Annotated in this window: 19 protein-coding genes and 1 pseudogene; 9 read left to right on the top strand and 11 right to left on the bottom strand. The window is 37.4% G+C overall.

What is annotated here, in order from left to right:
• Positions 1-2: 2 nt before the first annotated feature.
• Positions 3-719, bottom strand: a complete 717-nt coding sequence (gene pyrH / locus ICJ55_RS06610; RefSeq protein WP_188156089.1) for a UMP kinase — start codon at positions 717-719, stop codon at positions 3-5.
• Between the two features lie 92 nt (positions 720-811).
• On the opposite strand from pyrH, the gene ICJ55_RS06605 reads away from it, so the two are divergent.
• Entirely contained in the window at positions 812-2,353 is a 1,542-nt protein-coding gene (locus ICJ55_RS06605) for a phosphoethanolamine transferase (protein ID WP_188156088.1), read from the top strand.
• Between the two features lie 122 nt (positions 2,354-2,475).
• Here ICJ55_RS06605 and tsf read toward each other — a convergent pair whose 3' ends face one another.
• Positions 2,476-3,327, bottom strand: coding sequence for a translation elongation factor Ts (gene tsf, locus ICJ55_RS06600; protein WP_188156087.1), 852 nt, complete (start codon positions 3,325-3,327; stop codon positions 2,476-2,478).
• Positions 3,328-3,425: 98 nt separating this feature from the next.
• Entirely contained in the window at positions 3,426-4,136 is a 711-nt protein-coding gene (rpsB, locus tag ICJ55_RS06595; RefSeq protein ID WP_188156086.1) for a 30S ribosomal protein S2, read from the bottom strand.
• A 369-nt stretch (positions 4,137-4,505) separates the two neighbouring features.
• Between rpsB and ICJ55_RS06590 the strand changes: the two genes are divergently transcribed.
• The 4 genes from ICJ55_RS06590 to ICJ55_RS06575 all read left to right on the top strand — a co-directional run bounded on the left by ICJ55_RS06590 (position 4,506) and on the right by ICJ55_RS06575 (position 8,972).
• Positions 4,506-5,534, top strand: a complete 1,029-nt coding sequence (locus ICJ55_RS06590) for a Fe(3+) ABC transporter substrate-binding protein (protein ID WP_188156085.1) — start codon at positions 4,506-4,508, stop codon at positions 5,532-5,534.
• Between the two features lie 121 nt (positions 5,535-5,655).
• Entirely contained in the window at positions 5,656-7,302 is a 1,647-nt protein-coding gene (locus ICJ55_RS06585; RefSeq protein WP_188156084.1) for an ABC transporter permease, read from the top strand.
• Positions 7,303-7,311: 9 nt separating this feature from the next.
• Positions 7,312-8,322: an ABC transporter ATP-binding protein gene (locus ICJ55_RS06580; RefSeq protein WP_188156083.1), complete on the top strand. Its 1,011-nt coding sequence runs from the start codon at positions 7,312-7,314 to the stop codon at positions 8,320-8,322.
• Positions 8,323-8,333: 11 nt separating this feature from the next.
• Positions 8,334-8,972 carry a DsbA family oxidoreductase gene (locus ICJ55_RS06575; protein WP_188156082.1) on the top strand — a complete coding sequence of 213 codons (639 nt, stop codon included), beginning with the start codon at positions 8,334-8,336 and terminating at the stop codon, positions 8,970-8,972.
• A gap of 57 nt (positions 8,973-9,029) precedes the next feature.
• Here ICJ55_RS06575 and ICJ55_RS06570 read toward each other — a convergent pair whose 3' ends face one another.
• From ICJ55_RS06570 to ICJ55_RS06535, 8 genes are all read right to left on the bottom strand, one after another.
• On the bottom strand, positions 9,030-10,520 hold the full coding sequence (locus ICJ55_RS06570) for a helicase HerA-like C-terminal domain-containing protein (protein ID WP_188156081.1): 1,491 nt from the start codon (positions 10,518-10,520) through the stop codon (positions 9,030-9,032).
• Between the two features lie 29 nt (positions 10,521-10,549).
• Positions 10,550-11,779, bottom strand: a complete 1,230-nt coding sequence (rhlB, locus tag ICJ55_RS06565) for an ATP-dependent RNA helicase RhlB (RefSeq protein ID WP_188156080.1) — start codon at positions 11,777-11,779, stop codon at positions 10,550-10,552.
• Between the two features lie 75 nt (positions 11,780-11,854).
• Positions 11,855-12,577, bottom strand: a complete 723-nt coding sequence (gene recO / locus ICJ55_RS06560) for a DNA repair protein RecO (RefSeq protein WP_188156079.1) — start codon at positions 12,575-12,577, stop codon at positions 11,855-11,857.
• A 228-nt stretch (positions 12,578-12,805) separates the two neighbouring features.
• Positions 12,806-13,723 carry a GTPase Era gene (gene era / locus ICJ55_RS06555; protein WP_188156078.1) on the bottom strand — a complete coding sequence of 306 codons (918 nt, stop codon included), beginning with the start codon at positions 13,721-13,723 and terminating at the stop codon, positions 12,806-12,808.
• A 49-nt stretch (positions 13,724-13,772) separates the two neighbouring features.
• On the bottom strand, positions 13,773-14,447 hold the full coding sequence (gene rnc, locus ICJ55_RS06550; RefSeq protein WP_188156077.1) for a ribonuclease III: 675 nt from the start codon (positions 14,445-14,447) through the stop codon (positions 13,773-13,775).
• A gap of 56 nt (positions 14,448-14,503) precedes the next feature.
• On the bottom strand, positions 14,504-15,463 hold the full coding sequence (lepB, locus tag ICJ55_RS06545) for a signal peptidase I (protein WP_188156076.1): 960 nt from the start codon (positions 15,461-15,463) through the stop codon (positions 14,504-14,506).
• 115 nt (positions 15,464-15,578) lie between these two features.
• A complete protein-coding gene (gene lepA, locus ICJ55_RS06540; RefSeq protein WP_188157697.1) occupies positions 15,579-17,372 on the bottom strand; it encodes a translation elongation factor 4 in 1,794 nt (597 codons plus the stop codon).
• Between the two features lie 132 nt (positions 17,373-17,504).
• Positions 17,505-17,951 carry a MarR family winged helix-turn-helix transcriptional regulator gene (locus tag ICJ55_RS06535; RefSeq protein WP_188156075.1) on the bottom strand — a complete coding sequence of 149 codons (447 nt, stop codon included), beginning with the start codon at positions 17,949-17,951 and terminating at the stop codon, positions 17,505-17,507.
• Between the two features lie 136 nt (positions 17,952-18,087).
• Between ICJ55_RS06535 and ICJ55_RS06530 the strand changes: the two genes are divergently transcribed.
• The 4 genes and pseudogenes from ICJ55_RS06530 to ICJ55_RS06515 all read left to right on the top strand — a co-directional run bounded on the left by ICJ55_RS06530 (position 18,088) and on the right by ICJ55_RS06515 (position 25,585).
• A complete protein-coding gene (locus tag ICJ55_RS06530) occupies positions 18,088-18,936 on the top strand; it encodes an ABC transporter six-transmembrane domain-containing protein (protein ID WP_188156074.1) in 849 nt (282 codons plus the stop codon).
• 222 nt (positions 18,937-19,158) lie between these two features.
• A pseudogene (locus ICJ55_RS06525) lies at positions 19,159-19,815 on the top strand (MsnO8 family LLM class oxidoreductase); the annotation flags it as partial.
• A gap of 213 nt (positions 19,816-20,028) precedes the next feature.
• Positions 20,029-24,744 carry a P-loop domain-containing protein gene (locus ICJ55_RS06520; RefSeq protein ID WP_188156072.1) on the top strand — a complete coding sequence of 1,572 codons (4,716 nt, stop codon included), beginning with the start codon at positions 20,029-20,031 and terminating at the stop codon, positions 24,742-24,744.
• A 1-nt stretch (position 24,745) separates the two neighbouring features.
• Entirely contained in the window at positions 24,746-25,585 is an 840-nt protein-coding gene (locus ICJ55_RS06515; RefSeq protein WP_188156071.1) for a hypothetical protein, read from the top strand.
• Positions 25,586-25,678 lie beyond the last annotated feature (93 nt).

Below are 25,678 nucleotides of genomic sequence, written 5' to 3'. Positions count from 1 at the left end.
AATTATTCTGAAATGGTTGTACCTTCTTCTGTGCCAAATACCACTTTACGCAATGCACCCGGTTTGCCCATATTAAATACACGAATTGGCATTCCGTGATCTCGTGCAAGGGTAAATGCCGCTAAGTCCATTACTTGTAATTCATCTTCAATCACTTGTGCATAGGTTAATTGGTTATAAAGTTTTGCATCTTCAAATTTTGCCGGGTCTTTATCATAAACGCCATCTACCTTTGTTGCTTTTAATACAACATCAGCTTCAATTTCGATACCACGTAAGCAAGCTGCAGAATCCGTTGTAAAGAATGGGCTACCTGTACCTGCTGAGAAGATTACAACACGTTTTTCACGCAACATTTTGATTGCTTCAGACCAGTTGTAAGTGTCGCAAATACCGTTTAATTGGAATGCAGACATCAATTTTGCATTCACATCCGCACGATGTAAAGCATCTCGCATTGCTAAGCCGTTCATCACCGTTGCAAGCATACCCATATGATCGCCTACAACACGGTTCATTCCCGCTTTAGCTAATTTCGCACCACGGAATAAGTTACCGCCACCCAGTACAACTCCCACTTCCACGCCTTCTGCCAGAAGTTCTTTAATCTCTAACGCCATACGATCTAAAATAGATGGATCGATACCAAAGCCCTCATTGCCTTGTAAGGCTTCGCCACTTAATTTGAGAAGAATTCGCTTGTAAATAGGTTTGCTCATTTTATTTGCCTCTTAACTGTATGGACTAAACACAAAATTACGCTATTATAGAACAATCCACTCAAACGATAAACCGAAAAATTTTAACAAAAATGAGAAAAAAACAAATTATCGGCATCACTATTGCCCTTTTACTTGCAATACTTGCCAGTTATTTAATGCTTATTGGTTCGGGCTTTTTTACAACTCCTACGATCTTTGAAATTCTATTTGGGGTATTTTTAATTATTATCTTAGCCAGTTCTAAATGGACTTATTACGCTTTACTATTGCCAATTAGTGTAGCTTATGCCTTTTACACCCCCGTTGGGCTTAATTTTGGTAAGCCGACCTATGAATATATTGCCTCCGTATTCGCAACCGATATGATGGAGAGTAAAGAGTTTCTGGCTCAGCTTCCCGTTTTGCATATTTTAGCAGGCATCGTGATTGTACTAGCGGTTATTTTTTTCAAAAAAATTACCAATGCTTATCAAATCCACTTTTTGAAAAATAAGACTTTTATCATAGCCGCTTCTCTTTTAATGTTAGTTCAACTTGCTCCATTCAAATTTTTTCAAGAATTTTACAGTTCAGGGACAAAAGTTGCGAAAGAATTGGAGAAACTAAATAATTTAACCTTAGAATCTCAATGGGGAGAATCCAAGCTTGGAGAAAACGCTAAATATGATGATTACGTGCTGATTATGGGCGAAAGTGCAAGGAAGGATTATCACCACGCCTACGGCTACCCTATTCCTAACACGCCTTTTATGAGCTCGGCAAATGGTACGCTTGTTGACGGTTTAACCTCCGGTGGAACAAATACAATTGCCTCATTGCGTTTAATGCTAACTAAGCCTGATACCGAAAAATGGGAAGCGAATTATGGGCTCACACTGGTTGATTTAATTAAATCGGCAGGTATTAAAACTTATTGGATTTCCAATCAAGGCTATTTAGGCAATTATGATACGCCAATTTCCTCTATCGGGAATAAAAGCGATGTAAAAATCTTTACCAAAGCAGGTGATTCACTAAATACCAATGTGAGCGATTTTGAGTTACTACCACATTTCAGCAAGGTAATTACAGAACCTGCGAGCGGTAAACGTTTTATTTTCTTGCATTTATACGGCTCACACCCGATTACCTGTGATCGTTTAACCGATTACCCGAAAATGTTTGACGACAACAAGCTACCAAAGCGTTATTTCAACGTGAATTGTTATGTTTCCTCAATAAAGAAAACCGATGAGTTTATAAAACGAGTGTATGATCTGTTAATGAAAAATTATGAGGAAAACCAACGTACTTTTTCAATGATCTATTTATCTGATCACGGTTTATCTCACGAGATTTCTAAAGATAATATCGTAATTCAGAATGGTAAAGATAGAAGTAAACTACATTATGATATTCCGCTATTTAAAATTGCAAGTGATGATACTAAGCGGAATGTTTATAAAACCTTTAAATCAGGACTAAATTTTACTAATAGTATTGCGAATTGGATTGGAATTGAAAATGTGTTGTTAGATAAAGAGCTTGATCTCTTTAATAATAAAAGTGATAAAAGCGATTATGGACTGAAAAAAATCATTGAAACCCAATCCACTGTGGAAGATCCGGCAGTCATTATTCCATCACATTAATTCTACTTATAGGGGGCAAATTGCAATTTGCCCCATAACGATGGCAATTCTGCACAATCATCAGATAAAGATAACAAAAAAGCAGGCAAAAGCCTGCTTTTTTCATCAACTCAAAGATTGAATTAAGCGTTACCGCCAGTGATTTTAGCAACTTCTGCTGCGAAATCTTCTTCAACTTTCTCGATACCTTCACCCACTTCTAAACGGATGAAGTTAGCTACTGAAGTACCTACTGATTTTAAGTATTGACCTACAGTTTGTGATGGATCCATTACAAACGGCTGACCGGTTAATGAAACTTCACCGGTGAATTTAGCCATACGACCTTCAACCATTTTCTCTGCGATTTCTTTTGGCTTACCAGAGTTCATCGCAATTTCGATTTGGATTTCACGCTCTTTAGCTACAACTTCAGCAGAAACATCTTCTGGGTTTACGAATTCAGGTTTGCTTGCCGCAACGTGCATTGCCACTTTACGTAATTCTTCTTCAGAACCTTCACCGGCTACTAATACACCAATTTTCGCACCGTGTAAGTATTGTGCAATTACGTTACCGTCTAAGAATTTAACACGGCGGATGTTCATGTTCTCACCAATTTTAGCAACTAATGCAACACGTTTTTCTTCAAATGCTGCTGCTAAATCTTCGATAGCAATGCCTTTATTTGCTGCTGCATAGTCTGCAACTTCGTTTGCTAAACCTAAGAAACCTGCATCTTTCGCTACGAAGTCAGTTTGGCAGTTCATTTCAACTAATACGCCGAAACCGTTAGCTACACGAGCTAAGATTACGCCTTCAGCTGCAATGTTACCTGCTTTTTTAGCTGCTTTCGCTTGACCAGATTTACGCATATTGTCGATTGCTAATTCGATATCGCCGTTTGCTTCTTGTAATGCTTTTTTACATTCCATCATACCTGCACCGGTACGCTCACGAAGCTCTTTAACTAATGATGCTGTAATTTCAGCCATTTTTTAATTCCTCTTGATTTGATAGGGAAAGACAGGCATTCACCTGCCTAGAGATTTTATCGTTTAGGGCAGGTTAAAACCTGCCCCTACAAACTGAATTATTCTGCGGTTGCAGCTACTTCAGCTTCAACACCACGACCTTCTTTGATTGCAGCAACTGCTGAATCTAAGTAAAGTTGGATCGCACGTGTTGCGTCATCGTTACCAGGAATGATGTAATTAACGCCATCTGGAGTTGAGTTAGTATCAACGATAGCAAATACAGGAATACCTAAGTTGTTTGCTTCTTTGATTGCGATATGCTCGTGATCAGCACCGATTACAAAAATTGCATCCGGTAAACCGTTCATATCTTTGATACCGCCTAAGCTTAACTCTAATTTCTCTAACTCACGAGTACGCATTAACGCTTCTTTTTTAGTGATTTTGTCAAAAGTACCGTCTTGAGTTTGAGTTTCTAAATCTTTTAAACGTTTGATTGATTGACGAACAGTTTTCCAGTTAGTCAACATACCACCTAACCAACGGTGATTTACGTAGAATTGTTGGCTATCTACAGCTGCTGCTTTAACTGCTTCTGACGCTGCACGTTTTGTACCAACGAATAATACTTTACCGTTGTTAGAAGCAATGCGAGTTAATTCTGCTAATGCTTCGTTGAATAAAGGTAATGTTTTTTCTAAATTGATAACGTGAACACCGTTACGAGCACCGAAAATGAATGGTTTCATTTTTGGGTTCCAGTAACGAGTTTGGTGACCATAGTGAACGCCTGCGTTAAGCATATCGCGCATAGAAACTTGTGCCATAAGAATTTTCCTTCAAAGTTGTTTGTTTTGCCACTATGAACGGCAAAACGGGGTTTAGCCTCCACATATCCTAGAAAATCGATCTACACTCATTAAAATGATAGACACCCCAATTCCTAGCTTGTGATATGTGTGTGTTTTAGTGTTAAAAAATAAATGTTTATGCTTTTTCTCTTACTTAATCAACAAGACAAAAAACGGCGGGTATTATGCCAAAAAACAAACAATTTGCCAATCACTTTATTCTTTACTTCAAAATTAATTAAATCTCAACAAACAAAAACCGTTCTCATTATTGACTAAAAAAATAAGTACCTTTAGAATTGCCAACATTGCGATGCAAAGTCAATCAAAAAAAGGAGACTATCAATGAAAAAAACGCTTTCTGCACTTGCTATTGCTGCTGCAACTTTTACTTCAACCTCAGCACTTGCCGCTAATGAAGTGAATGTTTATTCTTACCGCCAGCCTTACTTAATTGAGCCGATGCTGAAAAACTTTGAAAAAGACACCGGCATCAAAGTAAATGTTATTTTTGCGGATAAAGGTTTAGTTGATCGTGTGAAGCAAGAAGGTGAATTAAGTCCTGCTGATGTGCTTTTAACCGTAGATATTGCTCGTGTAATGGAAATTGTGAATGCGGGTCTTGCTCAAAAAATTGATTCTAAAGTATTAGAGAAAAACATTCCTGAACAATTCCGTGATTCTAACGATCAATGGTTTGGTTTAACCACGCGTGCCCGTGTAATTTACACGTCAAAAGATCGTGTAGGCAAATTACCTGCCGGTTTTGATTACTTAGATTTAGCAAAACCTGAATATAAAGGCAAAGTTTGCGTTCGTTCAGGTAAAAACTCTTACAATGTATCACTCTTTGCGGCGATGATTGAACATTACGGCATTGAGAAAACAAAAGCATTCTTAGAAGGCTTAAAAGCAAATCTTGCACAAAAACCACAAGGTGGCGACCGTGATCAAGTAAAAGCAATCAAAGAAGGGATCTGTGATTACTCTATCGGTAACAGCTACTACTACGGTAAAATGTTAGATGATGAAAAACAAAAATCGTGGGCAGAAGCGGCTGTAATTAACTTCCCTAGCGGCGAGTACGGCACACACAAAAACATCAGCGGCGTAGTCATTGCGAAACACTCGCCGAACAAAGCAAATGCGGTGAAATTAATCGAATACCTCAGTGGTGAAAAAGCACAAGGTTTATATGCTGAGCTTAACCACGAATATCCGGTAAAAGAAGGCATTGAGCCATCTGCAATCGTAAAAGGTTGGGGTACATTCACAGCGGATAAAATCAAGCTGGAAAATATCGCAAAACACTATGAAGCAGCATTAAAATTGGTTGATGAAGTGAAATTTGACGATTTCTCTGAGAAAAAATAATCAACCAACAAGCGGTCATTTTTCCACAAAAATTTGCAAAATTTTGCTAAAATATGCCCGCTTGCAAAAGGACGCATTTTGCGTCCTTTTATTTTTTATGGAATAACAGGCTTAAAGAAAAATGCGATCACAATTTTGCTGGAAAAGCATTGCAACTCTAACCACTTTTATTGTTTTACTTCCACTCCTTGCCATTGGTTATCACGCATTGCAAGGAGACAGTGAAAACCTTTCCCATCTTTGGCAAACAATGTTGCCAATCTATCTGAAAAATTCAACATTATTAGTGTTAGGAACGGTATTTCTCGCTCTGATCTTTGCTCTGCCGACCGCTTGGATTGTGGCTAATTACCGCTTTTGGGGACAAAAAACCTTGCAATGGTTACTCTGCTTGCCTCTTGCAATGCCTGCTTATTTAATTGCCTATTTATACACTGATTTACTAGATTACTCAGGGGCTTTCCAAGGCTGGTTACGTAGCATTTTTGGCTGGACCAGCCCGCAAGATTATTGGTTTCCCCAAATTCGAACATTGTACGGTGCTTGTTTTGTGCTTGCGTTAGTACTGTATCCATACATTTTTTTATTAGTGCGAGTGGCATTATTAGAACAATCGGAAAACTTAACACATAGTGCAAAAATGCTCGGGGCTTCGCCAGCTCAACTCTTTCGCCGTATTACTCTGCCATTAATTCGCCCCTCTATCGCAGTTGGTATGGCATTAGTCGCAATGGAAACCTTAGGCGATTTCGGTACTGTTGCCTATTTTGCCGTACCAACGCTTACTACGGCAATTTATGACTCGTGGCTCGGCTATCACGATCTCGGTACTGCCAGTCAAATTGCTATCTTTATGCTATTGATGATTTTCCTGTTTCTAAGTTTGGAACAATACAGCCGCCGTAAACAGAAAAGCTATCAACGTGGCTATGAGAAAAAATCTGCCTTTAAATCACTAACCGGCTGGAAATTAGTATTAGCCCTTAGTTGGTGTTGGGGCTTATTGGCACTCGCTTTTTTCATTCCGTTTGGCAGATTACTTTATTGGGCATACGACTATTTCGAACAAGCGTGGAATTTAGACTTTGTACAATTTTCGCTTAATAGCTTAAAAGTCTCGATTATTGCCTCAGTAGTAACCGTACTCATTGCTCTACTTCTGCATTTTGCTAAACGCCTGAATACTCGCAAAATTTTAGTGAAAAATGACCGCTTGTCGTTACAATTAGCTTCACTTGGCTATGCGGTTCCCGGAACAGTATTGGCGATCGGGTTACTTTCGCCTTTAACATTTGCAGATCATCAACTTCACGCTTGGCTAAAAAGCCTTGAATTATCGCCTGTGGGATTAATTTTTTCAGGCTCACTCTTTGCATTAGTATTGGCTTATACCATCAGATTTTTAGCAATGGCAATCGGAAGTCTTGAAACTTCGCTCAATAAAATTTCACCTTCACTGGATATGGCAAGCCAAACGCTTGGTAAAAACGGCGTAGCAATGTTAGCCAAAATCCATATTCCATTGATTTATAAAGGCATTCTAACTGCCGGGCTAATGGTTTTCATTGAGAGTATGAAGGAGTTAAACGCTTCTTTGCTACTCCGCCCGTTTAATTTTGATACCCTAGCAACCTATGTATTTACCTTTACCTCAGACGAGCAACTTGAGCGTGCTGCTCTGCCTGCCATCGTATTGGTGTTAGTCGGTTTATTGCCAGTAATTTGGCTTACCCGATCACTTATTTCGCAGTCTGAAAAGGAAAGATAAAGGAATTTTATGTCTGTTTTAACTATCAATAATCTAAATCTTAATTTTGGCAGCACAACGGTTTTACAAAACCTCCATCTAGCCGTAAACCAAAATGAAATTATCTGCTTACTAGGTGCAAGCGGCTGTGGAAAAACTACACTATTGAAAGCGATTGCTGGCTTATTGCCAATTGAACAAGGCGACATTCATTTAGCCGGGCAATGCTTGAAAAGCAAGGCGGTGGAAGAGCGTAAAATCGGGCTGATTTTCCAAGATTATGCTCTTTTTCCACACCTAAGCGTGGCAGAAAATATCCAATTTGGTTTGGCTAAATTACCAAAAGCTCAACAAAAAGCGATTACCGAAAAAATGCTTTCAGTTGTGCATTTACAAGGCTTTGAAAGCCGTTTTCCACACGAACTTTCCGGTGGACAACAACAACGTGTTGCTATTGCCCGAGCCTTAGCTTGCCAGCCTGAATTGTTATTGTTAGACGAGCCATTTTCCAACATTGATAGCCAAACTCGCTATGCAATGATTCAAGAGATCAAGCAGATCCTAAAAAGTCAAAATGTGCCCGCTATTTTTGTAACCCATAGCAAAGAAGAAGCCTTTGCGTTTGCCGATAAAATTGCAGTGATGGATCAAGGAAAAATTGTTCAATTTGGTAAGCCAAACGAGTTATATCATTCTCCGGTTAATCCATTTGTAGCGGATTTTTTAGGTGGCACAAACTATCTTAACTGTAATGTAACGGAAGATAAAGTGCTATGTAGCCCGATTGGTGAGTTCCGACTCTTCCCTGAAATGGACGTTCAGAAAGGGCGTTACCGCTGGCTTCTTCGCCCGGAGCAGATTATCTTAAAACCCAATGAGCTAGGTTTAGGTAAAGTGGTAGGCAAACTGTTTTTAGGCTTATACTACCGCTATCAAGTTGAAATTAAAGGTATTGAGATTGTAACTTACCAATCCCAAGAGCTGAAAATTGGCGAACAGGTGGAAGTTGGCTTCCAAGTGAGAGAATTTATCCTATTTTAAACAGAGAGAATATGAAAATTGAAGTTTGGTCAGACTTTGCCTGCCCGTTTTGTTACATCGGCAAACGCCATTTAGAGCAAGCCTTAGCTCAATTTGAGGGTGAGAGTGAGGTTGAAGTGATTTTCCGAGCCTTTGAGCTTGACCCACACGCAAATGGTGAACCGGAAGGTGATATTCAGCAACGCTTAATGCAGAAATATCAAAAAACGGCTGAACAGGCTGATGAAATGATTAACTATGTAGAGGAAGCTGGAAAACAAGCCGGGCTAGATTTACGCTACCGCACCACACAATACACTCGCACCTTTGAGGCTCATCGCTTGGCAAAATTTGCGGAAAGTAAAGGCTTAGGCGAAGCAATGGTTGAACGTTTATTCAAAGCCTATTTTACCGATAACACTATTTTAGCTAAACGCACAGAACTTATCGGTTTAGCTTTAGAAATCGGCTTAGAACGTGATGAAGTCGCTCAACTGCTCACAGGCGATGATTTTGGGCACGAAGTCCGTGAAGATGAACGAGTAGCTCATAAATATGGCATTCACAGCGTACCGTTTTTTGTGATTGATGAAAAAATCGGCGTGTCAGGGGCTCAACCGCCAGAAGTGCTGCTAAATGCCATCAAACAGGCATTGCAAAAAATAAGTTGAAAAAAGACCGCTTGTAATGAACAAACAAGCGGTCTTTTTCTTTTCATAATTTGCAAATTACTTTTTAGTAATCGCCCCTAAAATGCCACGCATAATTTGCTTGGTTACTTGGTTGCGTAAGTTTCTGCCAACTGAATGTGCTACTTGGCTAACCACTTGCTCAGTAATAGATTGATCTTTTTTCTTCTTCGAGCCGAAAACCGAAGAGATAATACCACCTAAGAAATCGTTATTTTCTTCTTCCGCCGCAGCTTGCTCCGCTTTCACTTGTTCAGCTTTAGCATTAAGCAATTCAAACGCAGATTCATTATCCACAAATTGGCTGTAGTGATGATATAGATCATCTTGTTTCACTAAAGCATCACGTTCGCTAGTTGCTAATGGAGCTAACTGGCTTTTTGGTGGATAAATATAGGCAATTTCAACAGGTGTTGGCATACCTTTTTCATCTAACACCGAAACCAATGCTTGCCCCACACCAAGTTGAGTAATAGCTTCTACTACATTTACCTCTTTATTGGCACGGAAGGTCTCCGCCGCTGATTTCACTGCTTTTTGATCACGAGGCGTGAAAGCTCGCAAGGCGTGTTGAATACGATTACCGAGCTGCCCTAGCACAGAATCGGGTAAGTCGAGTGGGTTTTGCGTAACAAAATAAACCCCAACACCTTTAGAACGAATTAAGCGAACCACCTGTTCAATTTTATCTACTAATGCTTTAGGGGCATCATCAAATAATAAGTGAGCTTCGTCAAAGAAAAGCACAAATTTTGGTTTTTCAGGATCGCCAACTTCAGGTAAATTCTCAAACAGTTCTGCCATAAACCAGAGTAAGAATGCACCATACATTCTTGGCGAATTAATTAATTTTTCCGAATTTAAAATATTGATTACGCCACGCCCGTTACGGGTTTGCATCCAATCGTGTAAATCTAGTGCAGGTTCGCCAAATAAATTATCCGCCCCTTCGTTTTCAAGTCTTAATAATGCACGTTGAATAGCTCCTACACTTGCCGCAGATACATTGCCGTATTCCACTTGGAATTCTTTCGCATTATCTGCCACAAATTTAAGTAAAGCACGCAAATCTTTTAAATCAATCAATAGCAATCCACGATCATCTGCTACACGGAAAACAAGATTTAATAAACCTTCTTGGGTATCGTTTAAGTTAAGTAAACGGGAAAGTAGCATCGGTCCCATTTCGGAAATCGTGGTACGAAGCGGAATGCCCGATTCACCAAATACGTCCCAAAATGATACTGGGTATCCATTTAAATAATCTTCACCACCTAAATTAAACATTTCGATGCGTTCTGCAATTTTTCCGGCAAAACTGCCTGCTTGTACTAAACCTGAAAGATCGCCTTTCACATCAACCAAGAATACCGGCACGCCATCATCACTAAAGGCTTCCGCTAATTTTCGCAAAGTAACTGTTTTACCTGTACCCGTTGCTCCTGCCACTAAACCGTGTCGGTTCGCCATTTTTGAGTTAAGTGAGATGACTTTGCCCGATTCTGTTTGAGCAATATTATATAAACCCATATTTAATTCTCTTCTTTAAAAATGATTAATTATTTATATCCATTTCTTCTCGCTACAAAGGTATTTTTGCTCTTTGAACGATTAATTTTCGGAAGTGGCAATAAAGCCTGTTTATCATATTGGCTTACCGGAATTTGGTGTCCGATATACTCTTCAATTGCCGGTAAATTCACTGCGTAACGCTCACAAGCGAAGCTGATCGAATGCCCGCTTTCCCCTGCTCTCCCCGTTCTACCAATGCGATGAACATAATCTTCTTTATCATCAGGCAAATCGTAATTAAAAACGTGCGTTACATCCGGAATATGCAATCCACGAGCAGCAACATCGGTTACGACTAAAATATCTAAATTGCCTTTGGTAAAATTATCGAGCAAAGAAAGGCGTTTTTTCTGTGGAATATCACCCGTTAGCATCCCAACTCTATGCCCATCTGCTGCTAAGTATTGCCAAATTTCCTCACACTTGTGTTTAGTATTGGCAAAAATCATACAACGCTCCGGCCACTCCTCTTCCAACAACGTCAGCAATAACGCCATTTTATCTTCATTAGACGGATAGAAAAGCTCTTCTTTAATGCGATGACCGGTACGCTGCAACGGTTCAATCTCAATATATTCCGCATTATCCATATCTTCATAAGCAAGCTCACGCACTTTAGCAGACAAGGTTGCTGAAAAGAGTAAAGTTAAACGCTCAGAAGGTTTGGGAGCTTTTCGCATTAAATAACGAATATCTTTAATAAAGCCAAGATCGAACATACGATCTGCCTCATCTAACACAATCACTTGAATTTGGTCTAAATTGATGATGCCTTGTTTAACGTAATCAATTACACGCCCTGTTGTACCAACAAGAATATCCACACCTTTTTCAATTTCTTGCACTTGCTTGTCATATCCATCTCCACCATAAGCAAGGGCGAGTTTGAGATCGCAATGTTGTAAAAATAACTGTGCATCCGCCCCAATTTGTACTGCCAGTTCACGAGTTGGTGCGAGAATTAAGGCTCTAGGTTGATTTTTTGTCGTTTCAATTTCGTTATTTAGTAGATGATTAAAGGTCGCAATTAAAAAAGCAAGCGTTTTTCCTGTACCTGTTTGGGCTTGTCCTGCAATATCGTTACCTTTTAAAGTAATCGGGAAAGTTTTCGCTTGAATAGGCGTACAGAACTCAAAACCTTTGCTATCCAACGCATTGAGCACATTAGCGTGAATAGGAAAATCGATAAAACGGTGTTCGGTAAGATGGTTTGACATATTATTTCCTTGAGATAATTGTTATTGCTACAAGCGGTTATATTTTACTGAAAATTTGCAAAAAATTTAACAAAACTAACCGCTTTTCACTTTATTAGGTAAGATAGATTGAAAAAGTTCTCGACTTTTAAGTGGTTGAGAGCCTAAATAAGGCTTTAATGCGATGCGGGTAAACCGTTTCGCCGCTTGTTGAGTTGCTTTTTCTGAAAAATCGAGCTGAGAAAAAGCAAGCAAATCACGTCCTAAAAAGCTGTGGTTATTTTGCAGTAGCGAAGCAATAAAGCCTTCATTTTCTCTGAATTGATAGCTCATATTCGGATCAACCGGTAAACCTGTTGCCGCACAGTGGGTAAAGTCCACCCCATAGCCTAATGCTTTGAGGGTATGAAATTCAAAGGTTCGTAAAATAGGCTCAACCCGATCTTGAGTGGCAAGTGCCGTCATACAATGTAAATAATGCTGAAAGAGCTCTGGGTAAGCGGTCTGATTTTCCAATACTCTTGCAAGCACTTCATTGATGTAGAAACCACTATAAAGAGCGATTGTTTCCATCGGTAAAGTAAGTGCTGCCGGCTCTGCTTTAGTGAGGGTTTTCAGATCCCCTTTTCCCGTCCAACGCAACAACAATGGCGTAAATGGCTGCAACACCGCTTTCAATGGCGAACGAGCCCTCCTTGCTCCTTTAGCAAGTAGTGTGATCCGCCCGTGGTGTTCCGTGAAGAAATCCACAAGCAAGCTACTTTCGCTATATTCTCGGCGATGAAGCACAAAGGCTCGTTGCCATTGGTCTGTGGTCATAATGTCTTATAAATTATGAGGCTGTAATACTTCTGCCAAATCTCCCCCTCCCCTCTTTGCTAAAGAGGGGAGATCATACAAAGTCTATTTGTAAGTCATTTCCCTATTTAACAACTCAAGTAGAAAGATGAATTTAAAATTTATGGGGATCTAGTCCCCCTCTTTAGAAAAGAGGGGTTAGGGGAGATTTGATACAATCTTAACTTTACGAATGAAAGTTAAAAAAGCCTACTCCTCCATATACCCCAAACTTCTCAAGGCTCTTTCATCATCAGCCCAACCAGCTTTGACTTTCACCCAAAGTTCAAGGTGGACTTGGTTATCGAATAGGCGTTCCATATCTTTACGGGCTTCAATACCAATGGTTTTGATTTTTTGACCGCCGGCACCGATAACCATTTTTTTCTGACCATCACGCTCAACCAAAATTAAGCCATTGATCTCATACACACCACGCTCGTTCATTTTAAATTGTTCAATTTCTACCGTTACCGAATAAGGCAATTCTTCGCCGGTGAAACGCATTAATTTTTCACGGATAATTTCCGATGCCATAAAGCGTTGGGAACGGTCTGTTACATACTCTTCAGGGAAATGATGCTCGCCCGTGCGTAACGATTCACGTACAAATTTTTGCAGAATATGGACGTTTTTACCACGCTGAGCAGAAATTGGAAGAATTTCGGCAAAATCAAATTTCTGCGAAAGCTCGGTAATATGTGGCAGTAGCTCTTCTTTCTCTTTGATGTTATCCACTTTGTTAATCGCAAGTAGCACAGGGGCTTTAGCAGCACGCAGTTTATTGAGCACCATTTCATCATCATCAGTCCATTTTGTGCCTTCCACTACGAAAATGATTAAATCTACATCGCCAATTGCTGAACTTGCAGCACGGTTCATTAAGCGGTTAATCGCACGTTTTTCTTCAATGTGAAGCCCCGGAGTATCCACATAAATCGCTTGATATTGATCTTCAGTGTGAATACCGACAATACGGTGGCGAGTAGTTTGTGCTTTGCGTGAGGTGATTGAAATTTTTTGCCCTAAAATTTTGTTTAATAAAGTCGATTTCCCAACATTCGGGCGACCAACAATGGCAATAAAGCCACAGTAGGTTTTGGTTGGGATTTGGTTTTGTTCTGTCATTTGGTTTTCCTTTCATATAGATCCCCTTCTTTAGAAAGAAGGGAATTCGTTATTTCTTTGTTTTAATTACCGCTAATACTTTTTCTGCTGCGTTTTGTTCGGCTTTACGGCGACTCGTGCCGGTGCCGATAAAAATTTCATCGAGATTGATCACTTTGCAAGTAACACTGAAAGTTTGGTTGTGGGCTTCGCCTTTAATATCTAATACATCATATTCAGGCAAGGGCAATCTTCTGCCTTGTAAAAACTCTTGCAGGCGGGTTTTTGGGTCTTTTTGTGAATCATCTGGGCTGATTTCTTTTAATAAATCCGCATACCAATCCATCACTTTTGCCATTGCCTGATCCATATCCTGATCTAAATAGATAGCTGCAATTATGGCTTCTACACAGTCCGATAAAATAGATTCTCGGCGATGTCCGCCACTTTTTAACTCACCGGGACCTAATTTTAGATATTCGCCTAAATCAAATTTACGGGCAATAATGGCTAAGGTTTGTTCACGCACCAGCGTTGCCCGCATACGGCTTAATTCTCCCTCGTTCGCTTTAGGGAATTTATCGTATAACGCTTTGCCGATAGTAAAATTTAAAATCGAATCGCCTAAAAATTCAAGGCGTTCATTATTTTTTGCCGCCGCACTGCGGTGTGTGAGGGCTTGAGTGAGGTAATCAAGGTTATGAAATTGATAACCTAATTTTTTCTGTAATCGTTCTAATTGCATAAATTCTTTATTTATTAAAGACTTAGGGGCGAATTGTAATTCGCCCCTACACGACATTATTGAATAGTGGTAAACATTCTAGAGAAACGAAGCCCTGTTGGGAATTCATTTGCTTTTTTATCTAGGCTGAGCCAGATAAAGGTTGCTTTACCTACAATATTTTTCTCCGGTACAAATCCCCAGAAACGGCTGTCTTCACTGTTATCACGGTTATCGCCCATTACAAAGTAATTTCCTTCTGGCACAATCCACTCGCCTTCTGTTTGACCTTCTTGCTTGTAGAAATAAGGAGCATAGTTAAATGCCATCGGGTGATTTAAAATTTGATGCGTAACATCGCCTTTTTCGGTACGTTCTACTTGCATTTCACCGTGATAGAAAAATTCAGGGTTTGGCTTGCCTTCACTGTATTCAAAGACCTTAGTTTCACCATTTGCTTTGGTAACCGTTAATTGTTGAGTTGCAAAGTCATATTTAAGTTTATCGCCTCCTACTGCAACCACACGTTTAATATAATCAATGTGCGGTTGTGCAGGTGCTTTAAACACAATGACATCACCACGCTCCGGCTTGCCGGTTTTAATTAAAGTATTTTGCCAAATCGGATCTTTAATGCCGTAGCTAAATTTATTCACCACTAAAAAATCGCCCACACGTAACGTTGGCTCCATTGAACCGCTTGGAATTTGGAATGGCTCAAATAGAAATGAGCGGAGTACGGTAACAAAGAACAAAATGCCGAAAAGCGAAGCAAAAAATTCGCCTACAGCTGATTTTGGTTGAATTTCAGCAATTTCCTCTTCGGTTAATTCTCTACCTAGTCGCTTTTGCTGTAATGCAATAGCTTTTTTGCGTCTTGGGTCAGCACTGAATTTGTAAAATGCCCAAAATCCTCCACAAATAATGACTAAGGCAACTAAAATAATCGAGATGGTATTTGGTAGTTGCATCGAGTCAAGCCATTTCCAAATTCCATAAATAATGCCTAGAAAAATAATCGGCATAAATTGTGCCATTTGATTTCCTCTCTATATTGTAAAGGCGAATTACACTTCGCCCTTACGGGTTTTGCGAAATTGTTTAAAAATATGACCGCTTGCAAGCGGTCTAATTCCGCATTAATTTTACAAATTAATCTTTTCCAACGTGAAGAATCGCTAAAAACGCTTCTTGTGGTACTTCTACGTTACCGAGAGATTTCATTCGTTTTTTACCCTCTTTTTGTTTCTGTAGAAGTTTTTTCTTACGGCTTACGTCACCACCGTAACATTTCGCCAATACGTTTTTACGCAATTGTTTTACCGTTGAACGAGCAATAACGTGGTTACCGATTGCTGCTTGGATCGCAATATCAAATTGTTGGCGTGGAATCAACTCACGCATTTTTTCCACTAGCTCACGTCCACGATAAGCCGCATTTGCACGATGAACGATAATCGCCAACGCATCCACACGCTCGCCGTTGATCATAATATCCACACGCACCATATCAGCTGTTTGGAAACGTTTGAAACCGTAATCCAATGAGGCATAACCACGCGAGGTGGATTTTAAGCGGTCGAAGAAATCTAACACTACTTCGCCCATTGGGATCTCATAGGTTAAAGCGATTTGATTGCCGTGGTACACCATATTGGTCTGTACGCCACGTTTTTCCACACAAAGAGTAATCACATTGCCTAAGAACTCTTGCGGCACAAGCATATTACACTCTGCAATCGGCTCACAGATTTCTGCAATATTATTGATAGCTGGTAGTTTTGATGGGCTATCTACATAGATTGTTTCGCCATCTGTTTGCACCACTTCATAGACTACCGTTGGGGCGGTGGTGATCAAATCCAGATCGTATTCACGCTCTAAACGCTCTTGGATAATTTCCATATGCAGCAAGCCTAAGAAGCCGCAACGGAAACCAAAGCCTAATGCACTCGAGGTTTCTGGTTCATAGAATAATGATGCATCGTTTAGACTTAATTTTCCTAAAGCATCACGGAACGCTTCATAATCATCTGATGAAATCGGGAATAAACCAGCGTAAACCTGCGGTTTTACTTTCTTAAATCCAGGTAATACTTCCGTAGCTGAATTGTGGTGATGGGTTAATGTATCCCCTACTGGAGCACCTAAAATATCTTTAATTGCACACACAACCCAACCTACTTCGCCTGTTTTCAGTTCAGTAGTATCTACTTGTTTCGGGGTAAAAATACCAAGACGATCTACATTATAAGATTGCCCTGTACTCATCACTTTGATTTTGTCGCCTTTTTTCAGTACGCCGTTTTTCACACGCACCAAAGAGACCACGCCTAAATAGTTGTCGAACCAAGAGTCGATAATCAAGGCTTGTAATGGTGCTTCAGGCTCGCCTTCCGGTGCAGGGATTTTCTTCACGATTTCTTCTAAAACATCTTCAATCCCTAAACCGGTTTTAGCCGAACAACGAACCGCATCAATCGCATCAATACCCACAATATCTTCGATCTCTTCTGCCACACGCTCAGGCTCAGCAGCCGGTAAGTCGATTTTGTTTAAAATCGGCACTACTTCCAAATCCATTTCGATTGCGGTATAGCAGTTAGCTAAGGTTTGAGCCTCAACCCCCTGCCCTGCATCAACAACCAACAACGCCCCTTCACAAGCGGCTAGTGAACGAGAAACTTCATAAGAGAAATCCACATGCCCCGGGGTGTCGATAAAGTTAAGCTGATAAGTTTCACCGTCTTTCGCTTTATAATTTAAGGTTACACTTTGTGCTTTAATGGTAATTCCACGTTCACGCTCAAGATCCATTGAATCTAACACCTGAGCTTCCATCTCACGGTCTGATAAGCCGCCACAAGTTTGAATTAGGCGGTCTGATAAAGTCGATTTACCGTGGTCAATATGGGCGATAATCGAAAAGTTACGAATATTTTGCATTTTCATCGGGCAGTTAATGTCCTGTTTTGTTGTTTGTTTATCGAAAAATTAATCGGAGAATTGTACTTGAAATACAAGGTTTTGCAAAGAGAAACAAGTAGCTATGCTACTTAATCCTCTGAACTAGGATGCCTAACTTTTTGCTATTTCACTATGCAATTTTATTTCTTCTTGGCAAATATCCCCCAATTCCGCCATTAATTTAAAAAGCTGCTCCGTTTTTTTGGCTCCCAAACGCTCAAAAGCTCGGGTAAAAATTTCCTCAGTTGCCATTTTTATCGGCATAGCCTGAGCTTTCCCCTGTTCGGTTAAAAGCAAAATCCGCTCACGTTTATCACTTTCACTTTCGGCAAATTCAATCCAGCCTTTTTCCCGATACTCTTTGCAGATATTAAACACTGTCTGCTTCGGTAAATACCATTCCTCTGCAATCTGCTTTTGCGTGCAACCGTTCGGCTGTTTGGCAAGGGTGTGCAATACGGCAAAATGGTTGTAGGTTAAGCCGAGTTTGGCAATCCAGTTATCCACCACAGCGTCTATTTCACCAACGTGTTTGGTTAATTCATCAAAATTGGACATCGTTTTTCCCCAGTGTTGAATGTTGGCAGATTGTAGCAGGTTAAATGAAAATGGCAATATAGTCCTAAAATTTACTTGATTTTGCATTTTAAAATCCTATAATGCACCGCAATTAAGTAAATTTTAAGACTATTTTATGGAAATCAATGTATTCAGCACTTTAAAACAAATCGCCCTCGATCATCGCAAAAAATTAGCCACCACGTTTTCACTGGTTGCCACAGAAAATTTACTGCTGTTGCTCTATCCGTTGGTGGGTAGCCTTGCGGTGAATGCGGTGTTAAGCCACGATGTGTGGCTGGCGTTGATTTATGCGGTAATGGTGTTTGCTATTTGGGCGGTTGGCTCAGCTCGCCGTGCGGTCGATACACGGGTTTTCGTGCGAATTTATGCCGATTTAGCGGTAAATGCCGTGTTGAACCAAAAACGCAAAGGCTCAACCTCATCGGCAGTGGCACACGCCACGCTTTCCCGTCAGTTTGTCGATTTTTTTGAAGAGCATTTGCCGATGTTGATTACCTCTGTTTTCAACATTGTTGGCTCGGTTGTAATGTTGATGATTATTGAATTTTGGACAGGCTTACTCGCCTTTTTCGTGCTACTCGGCTGGGGGCTTGCCTTGCCACATTATGCGAAAATCAATGATCGGCTTTACTTCAAATTAAACAACCGCTTAGAAAACGAAGTTTCCGTGATTGAACAAGGCTCAAATCACGGCTTAACCAAGCATTACGGCTTATTGGCAAAACTCCGCATTGCAATTTCCAACCGTGAAGCATTAAGTTTCTTGCTGATCGGCATTTCACTCTGCCTACTGTTCGGCTCGGCATTGGCAATGTTAAGCCTAAACGACAAGGTGACCGCAGGGCATATTTATGCCGTGATAACCTACCTTTGGTCGCTCGCCTTTTCTCTTGACGATATGCCAAGATTGGTCGAAAAGTTTTCCGAACTGAACGATATTGGCAAACGGGTGGAAGTGTAGTTATTCACATCGTCTGGAGATAACTGTATGAGTGAATGGAAAATTAACTTAGAATAAGTGCATTAAATCCTTGCAATGCAAGGCTTTGTTTGTGTTGGATAAGAGGTGGTTATAAATTAGTCAATGATGTTATTGATTGTTTTGTACTAATTATTCAGCCATCATTCCTTCAATAATTTCCCCCAATACATCTAGCAACCAGCGATCTAGCGTGCCCCCGGTACCGACCCGATGACGGCATTAGCCCTTCGTCGTGGGCAACGAGATGTGTCGCAAGAATTTGAGGGGGATATTCTCGAACTACAACGCTATTTTGGTGACGTCCAAGGTCAAGGTGAAGTCAGAGTCTATCCCGCCTTAGGCTTGAACGTCCCCCTTTATATCTTAGGTTCAAGCACTGAAAGTGTCTTTCTTGCCGGACGTTTAGGCTTGCCGTATGCCTTTGCCGCCCATTTCGCCCCGAGAATGTTGGAGATGGCGGTAGAGATTTATCGCAATGAATTTAAGCCTTCTACCGTGTTAGATCAGCCTTATGTGATGATTTGTAATAACGTGTTGGTGGCAGACAGCCAAGAAGAAGCCCACTTTCTCGCCAGCACCCAACAGCAACTGTTTTGGGATTTAGTCCGTGGCGTCTCTCGTGGTATGCAACCGCCCGTACCGGATATGGATGCCCTTTGGACAATCCAAGAGAAATATGCGGCAAATTCGATGATGAATGCCTCTTTAATCGGCGACAAAGTGAGCATAAAAGCCCAACTGATTGGGTTCCAAGCAAAATATCAAGCCGATGAGCTGATTGCGATTAACTATATTTTTGATGAGGAAAAGCAGTTGAAATCGTATTCTCTGCTTAAAGAGGTGGTGGAGGGCCTTTAAGAATCTTTGAAAGTATCAACAAGCGGTCAAAGTGCGGTGGAAATTTGTAAAATTTTCTGGTTAGGCAAAGTTGGATTTTTCTAACATGCATCGGTAAATACTATCGTTTGCAATACTTCATCAGGATTAAAATTACCGTAATAAGTAGAAGTAAAGCTAATGTAACAAATGTGATACAATATAAATATTAAATCTTATTTCACGGATATATTTATGAGCCTCAATAATGCCCACGAAGGCTATCAATACCAAGATTTGCTATGTTCTTATTTTATTCTACAGGAAGTGATTTCTGGTCATTTTGATTCTGTTCTCACTTTTGATAAAAAACAGATTGAAGATGATAGATTTGATGACTTGGTTATTCAAAATGGTGACAATATTCAAAGAAAACAAATCAAATACAGCAATGAGACCAGTGCAAAACATTTGTCAAAAGATGATTTGTCTAATGATAATGGGACTTCACTAGCAATTTATAAATTGTTTGAAAATTGGCAAATCTTAAGAACGGATCAGACAGAATTTAGATTATGTTTGGCTTGGAATGAGCCTATTGAGGATAATATAAAAGATGCTCTTATCCCTCAATCAGCGAATTCTTCATTTGATCATTTGAATACCAATGTTTTTAAATTAAATATTTATAATATTTGGCAGGAAAATCCGGAAAAATTTAATAGATGGGACAATCTTAAAAAATATGTTAAACAACATAATATAGATAGAAATGAATTTGCTCAATTTTGCAATGAACTTCTAATAGAAACAAATTTTCCAAAAGCAAGATTGGATTTCGAACATCCAGATACATTAGAGAACATACTTATTGAGCAAGCAAAAAAGATTGGCATTGGGCAATATCCTAACAATGATATATCTATCAATGACTTTTTGATAAAGATAGTTAAATTTAGCGGAGACTTTCGTACAAACTCAACACAACTAAGTGTAAAAAAAATATTAGAAAAATTAAGAATAAAAACCGATTTTGGTCAAATTGAGCAAAAATTTCAAATTAATCAAGAAAAAAATATTATTTTTAAAGAAAAAATTGAAACTTTATTACAAGATTTTAGAAAAAACCAAAAAAGTATTCTAGTTGCTGAACCTGGTGCTGGAAAGTCTTGGTTTTTAACAAATTTAATTGAATATCTAAAAAACAATAATCAGAAAGTTCTTAGACATTACTGTTTTACAGGAATGGAAGACTCTTTTTATGAACAGAGAGTAACATCTGATGTATTTTTCGGCAACTTAATCGCAGATATTCAATCGCTATACCCAAATTTACAAAGTCAAAAAGAGCAAATTTTTGCTTCCAATCTTAATGAATTAAATTTACTTTTATCTAAAATCAGTGAACCATTAATCATTATTATTGATGGGTTGGATCATATCGAGCGTGTGAGAGGTCAATCTAAAACTCTTTCAGAGGAAAAAACAAGAATAATTGACTGCATTTCAAAAATAGAAACACCAGATAATGTATCTATCATTCTGGGTTCTCAGCCAGTTAATGAAATTGACACACTCATACAAAATCATCATTTTTTAAGAGTGGACTTACCTAAATGGAATGCGGATGACATTTTGAGTCTTGTTAATAAGTTTAATATTGATGTACAAACGCATAATTTAACCCAGACACTCTTAGATAAGAGTCAGGGAAATCCATTGTATTTAAATTACATTCTTAATCATTTAAAAGACAATCCAAATATTGATATACAGAATGATTTTCCAGACTATGATTTTAATTTAAAATCGTATTATGAATTTTTATCATCAAAACTTGATAAAAACACAAAATCGCAAACACTAGATATTTTGTGTTGTTTGGAGTTTTCTGTTACAAGAGAAGAGCTTTCAAAAATTCATCCACTTCCTTATTGTTTGGATGAAGACTTACAAATTTTGTCACCAGTACTCTTTGAAAACTTATCAAGAGGCGGTATTTCTTTGTATCACGATAGTTTTAGAAGATACCAACTAGAAAAATTAGGCAAGGCAAGTATTTATTGTTATAAAATAATTGGTGATTGGTTGAATAAAGAAGGATTTTATGACAATCCAAAATCTTATAGATATTTGTTTAAATATTTATTTAATTCAGAAAGGTATTCAGAAATATCAAATTATGCCAAACCAGATTTCTTGGTTAATAGCCTATATTACGGATACCCAGAAAAATTAATAAGGGGAAATAGCCTATATTTTTTGTATGTAGCACAAGAATTAGAGGATTGGGGATTATTGTCTTTTTTGAGTGAATTTAATAGAACCATATACTCTACCAATTCGGAAGAATATCATAGCCAATTTATTGAAAATTTTGAAATTTATTTTGAAACAGTATTAAATATCTACGGATATGATAGGGCAAATTCATTGTTATTTTTCAATAATGAAATGAATTTTGATATTGTTACTACTGCAAAAGCATTTTCTATTTTAGCAAGAAATAAATATAAACCTGATTGGGAAAAGATTGATGATTTATTTAAAGAATCAATTTCTGAAGAGAACTTTGAGTATTTTCTTTATAGTCAAATTAACAATGAGGAAGAATTACTTGAAATTTTAAACAAATCATCAAAACATAATAATGAAATGTTTTTTGATATTTGTATTTCATTTTTGATTAAAAATAATCTTTTATCAGTCATTAATTTATTTATTCAAGAACTTGATGATGATAAAAAGGATGATATTTGTTTAAAAGTCAACAAGAAATCATTATTACACAATCATGATGCCTATATACCTATAAATATAGATTTTGAAGAATTATCTACAGATTTTTTGAAAAACGGTAATTATATTGATGGAAAAGAAACAATCAATTTTTATTTTTTAGTTTCATTGTATGCTAAGCACAAAATCAATGATTTAATTGAATTTGAAAAATCCATAGAACCACACAATTTCTTTTATAACTGGATAAAATTTTTTATTCGCACATTTATTATAGAAAAAACATCCAAACCCAACGACATAGAAAGCAATTCTATTAAAAATATTGAGTTTTTATGTAGAGATGTAGAGCTATATAAAGGCAATCCAAGAGCCATAGATTTAAGAATATCCAATAATGAGCATTTGATTGAATTATCAATCATAAAATCTTTGCGTCATATTTCAAGTAAGGAAAATTGGAAATATATTTTAGAAATACTCATTAAGATACCAGTTCCTGTAATCAATATTGTAGGAAAATACTTTTTAAATGATAACAATATTTATTATATTATTAATGCATATTCTCAACTTGAAGAAAATCAATGGCTACAATATGATGAATATGCAGGATTTTATTTTCAAAAAGCACTGATTTATTCCAATATGAAATATATAGAGCAGGCACAAAATGAATTGAAGAACGCAGTCTCATACATTACTAATTATACTTTTAGAAAAGATGTTACACTGTCAGAAATAGTAGATCCAATTGATGCTCTACATAAGATAGATGCCAATTTGGCGATAAATTATGTGAAGAAATTAAAATATCTAACCGATGCGGTAGCGAAACATACGGAAGATGGAAAAGGCATCAGATGGATAGCTATGGATTGGTTTAAGCACCTATCAAATATTGATTATGATTTATCTGCAAAATATCTTATTTACGAGTTTATGAAAGACCCATATTTTTGGAAATTGGATTATATGTTTGTTGATTTTTTGGCTATCAGCCAAGAAAGGGTTAATCCTATTATTTTAAATTTTTTATATAAATTGTCTCCAACTAATAATAGGGAAGAATACTTAAATGGTTTTTTGAATATTATTAACTCCATTAAAGAAAAAAATCATCACTTGGCTAAATTATCCCTAATTGATTTGCTAAATAGGGACTGGAATGATTCTTATGAAAAATTATCAGAAACAACAATGATTAACTTTAAATCATTTTGTCAGGAATTTAACCTAACATTCAATATTAAAAAATATATTAATAGCAATAATATTCACAGTAATTTTAATAAAAAAATGGTTGATTTTATTAATCAATCATTGGGTATTTGTGATAATGTTTTAAATATAGATAATTTAAATATTGATGAAATTATTGAGCATTATGAGGAAAAAGAGCATATTTTGGATGGTGATTTTAATTTATTGTATTTTCATCTTACGAATTGCGATGATGAATTTATTGCAAAAAATATCATATCTTCATTAATTAAGAAAAAATTCCCTCGTGATTATGATATTTATTTTGAAAATTTATTTATATTAATTCAGAGATTGAACCTATCTCAAGATTTGAAAATTAACTTACTTACACTCAATACGCTTTATTCAACAGATGGTTGGATGAATATGTGTACATATAAAGAACCTTTAAAGCTAGCAGTAAAAATGGATTACCATTTGGCAAAAAATGAAATTTTTAGACATCTCTGCGACCATCTTAAATTAGATAGTTATAGAACTATGCCAATCGCCAATTTAGTATCCGCTTTTGAATTTTGTGGTATGGAAAAAGAAGTTGTATTGGATTTATACAATAATGCTTATCAATATATTGAGAGTAGATTGCCAGATATTAACGATTTTAATTGGGATTTTGTTGAGTCAAATCAATATTTATCAGGAATGAATGAGAATGAACTGGCAGTTACATTAATGCTGGCTAAAATGAAAAATCTTGATAGCACCATTCAAAGAGAAGTTTTGTTTGCTATTCATTATCTGATAGATTATGAGACGGATTTGTTAATAAAACCAATAAAATGGTCTTTTGAAAATTTAATTGAATTTAGTCAATTAAGTATTGTGGCGATTTTGGAACTTATCTATTTGAAAAAAGACAAATTAATCATTTTGATAGAGCAATGTAAAGATGATTTAAAAAAATGTCAAAAAATAGGTAATTTCTATATTAATAGTTTGGTTGATAGAATTATTGAGGGTGTTTAATATGCTTAACGATATCATTATTCAACATATTAAACATCATAGAATTTGGCAATTTTTTCAATTATCTGATTCAGATAAAAAAGCCATTATGGATAAAATTATTGCAAAATTTGATAAATATCAATTTGATACTTTTATTAAAAATTATCACGGGTATTTATCGCCAAATATTTATACTGAAAACTTAATCTTTAGCACCATATTTCAAGAGTTAAATCACAAAGATTTTGATTTTTATTATTCCGTAGACTTAAAAAGTGTAATTGCAACTTCAAATAGTTTTATTCAGCGTCCAAATATAATAAAACCTAGTGAGGTAATCAATGATTTTAAAGAGCCTGATTTGGAAAATAGTTTTATTAGAATGGCAAGATTTGAAAGTCAAATTGTGCTAGGCGATTACAGGAAAGATAATAAAAAATTTATTGTATTTGAAGGATTGTTGCTACATCAAGAAAAAATAAACCCTCTGTTTGATTGGGTTAGTTTACCGTCACAGCGTATTTGGGATAATAACTTTCTGTATGGTTATCCTATTATTCAAGTTTTATCCACTCAAATGAACAGTATTAATTTTCCATATATTTTATGGATAAATAGTTCTATTTTAAGATGTCTTAGACTTGTTTTAGATGATTATAACAATGGATTGCAGGCATTGGATTGTAATGGAGAAATCATCATTAAATTTAGATGCTGGCGGGAAAACCTTATTGATAATGGCAATGATGGTAATATACCAACTCTTGAAGGTTGCGACTTGATGATAAGAAAAGATTATTATGATAAATTAAAAGCATTTATTCCAGATATGGTTTTTTATAGTGAAATATTAGCGTAACAAGAATAAATATCAAAAAACACCGTTTCCCACTCTGAAAACGGTGTCCCCCTTATCCCCAAATTACCCCTTCAAACTCCCCATATCAATCAC

Source organism: Mannheimia bovis (assembly GCF_014541205.1).
In the GTDB taxonomy this organism is placed as follows: Bacteria; Pseudomonadota; Gammaproteobacteria; order Enterobacterales; family Pasteurellaceae; genus Mannheimia; species Mannheimia bovis.
This window is presented reverse-complemented; position numbering and strand designations above follow the sequence as displayed.